The sequence below is a fragment of the Noviherbaspirillum malthae genome, from assembly GCF_015352985.1.
Taxonomy (GTDB): domain Bacteria; phylum Pseudomonadota; class Gammaproteobacteria; order Burkholderiales; family Burkholderiaceae_D; genus Noviherbaspirillum; species Noviherbaspirillum malthae.
Map to the genome: position 1 here is coordinate 1 of NZ_JACYXF010000175.1, position 1,524 is coordinate 1,524.

The 1,524-nt window shown below is 52.2% G+C and carries 1 protein-coding gene; it reads left to right on the forward strand.

Going from position 1 to position 1,524, the window contains the following annotated elements:
• Window positions 1-78: 78 nt before the first annotated feature.
• Window positions 79-1,521 (forward strand): IS4 family transposase, encoded by a 1,443-nt coding sequence (locus IGW03_RS37585; RefSeq protein WP_228536357.1) that lies wholly within the window; start codon window positions 79-81, stop codon window positions 1,519-1,521.
• Window positions 1,522-1,524: the final 3 nt, after the last annotated feature.

A 1,524-nucleotide genomic window follows, 5' to 3' on the forward strand; every position in this document is an offset into this window, starting at 1 on the left:
CTTTCAATTACCCATAAATTTTGACATTGCGGCCACCACGACCTAGCCTGACAGGAAGATGCTGGTAAGGGGGCCGTGATGGAACAGGAGCAACATGACACGCGCGTTGCTGCGCCGGATTGGCTGATGCACGAATTGGATGGCCATCGGTTCTTCGATGCGCGTCTGGCAAAGCGCCTACAAGAGCTGGCAACTCAACTCTGGACTCATTTTGGCCAGAGCATTCCAATGGCGTGTCAGGATTGGGCCAACACCAAAGCTGCTTATCGCTTTCTTGACAATTCAAATGTGCACGAAGACGTGATCCTGGAAGGGCATTTCCGGGCAACTCGTGAACGGGTTGACGCAATCAAAGGGCCACTCCTGATACTGCATGATACGACCAATTTCTCGTTTAAGCGCGAGAAGCCCCAGGCCGTAGGTATCACCAATAAGTCTTTTACTGGCCGGGATGAAGAGGGACGACCGAAGTCACGAACGATATGCGGCATTCTTATGCACTCCAGTCTGGTAGTGACCCCTGACGGGTTGCCATTAGGCCTTGCTGCTATCAAGTTCTGGAACCGACAGCAATTCAAAGGCTGCTCCCTTCTCAAGCGCAAGATTAATCCCACGCGTGTACCAGTCGAAACCAAGGAAAGCTTTCGTTGGCTGGACAATCTCAGACGTTCTACAAATCTATTGGATGACCCCGGTCGATGTGTACACGTTGGAGACCGTGAGGGAGATATCTACGAGCTGTTCTGCCTGGCATTGGAACTCGACACCCACTTTCTAATACGAGCGTGTGCCGATCGTATGGTAGGCGATGGTAGCCATACAATTGTCGATGAAATGGCTGAGGCACGTGTAAGGGGCGTGCATCGAGTCGAGGTACATGACGCACGAGGAAATCCATCGATAGCCGTTCTGGAACTGCGTTTCAAAAAGATACGCATCCGCCCGCCTGTCGGTAAACGAGCAAGATATCCAGATCTTGTTCTGACAGTTCTCCACGCGACTGAACGAGGCGCCCCAGTAGGACGGGAGCGCCTCGACTGGAAGCTGTTTACGGACATGCCTGTCACATCACGGACCCAAGCCATTGAGAAACTGCATTGGTACGCTACGCGCTGGAAGATTGAGACCTTCCATAAGATTATGAAATCAGGGTGTAAAATCGAAGAGTCCAAGCTCCGTACATCCGAGCGGCTGGTCAACCTGATTGCACTCTACTGCATACTGGGGTGGCGGATCTTCTGGACGACCATGATGCACCGTTCCGTGCCGACGGCACCCGCTAAAACGGCTTTTACTGCTCAGGAAGTAAGTCTGCTTGACCGGCTTGTACCTTCGTCTCCCAAGTCCGATAACATCCGTACGGAATTATCTACCTACCTCTACAAGCTTGCCTGCCTTGGAGGCTATCTCGGCAGATCACGCGATCCTCCACCGGGCAATATAGTCATCTGGCGAGGGCTGGCTCGACTGACCGAGATTGAACTCGGATTTGAACTTGCGTTAGAAATTGTGGGTAATTGAAAG

Bases quoted from the DNA above. Each gene is read 5' to 3' on its own strand.
- IGW03_RS37585 (WP_228536357.1), top strand. From the start codon at position 79: ATGGAACAGGAGCAACATGACACGCGCGTTGCTGCGCCGGATTGGCTG.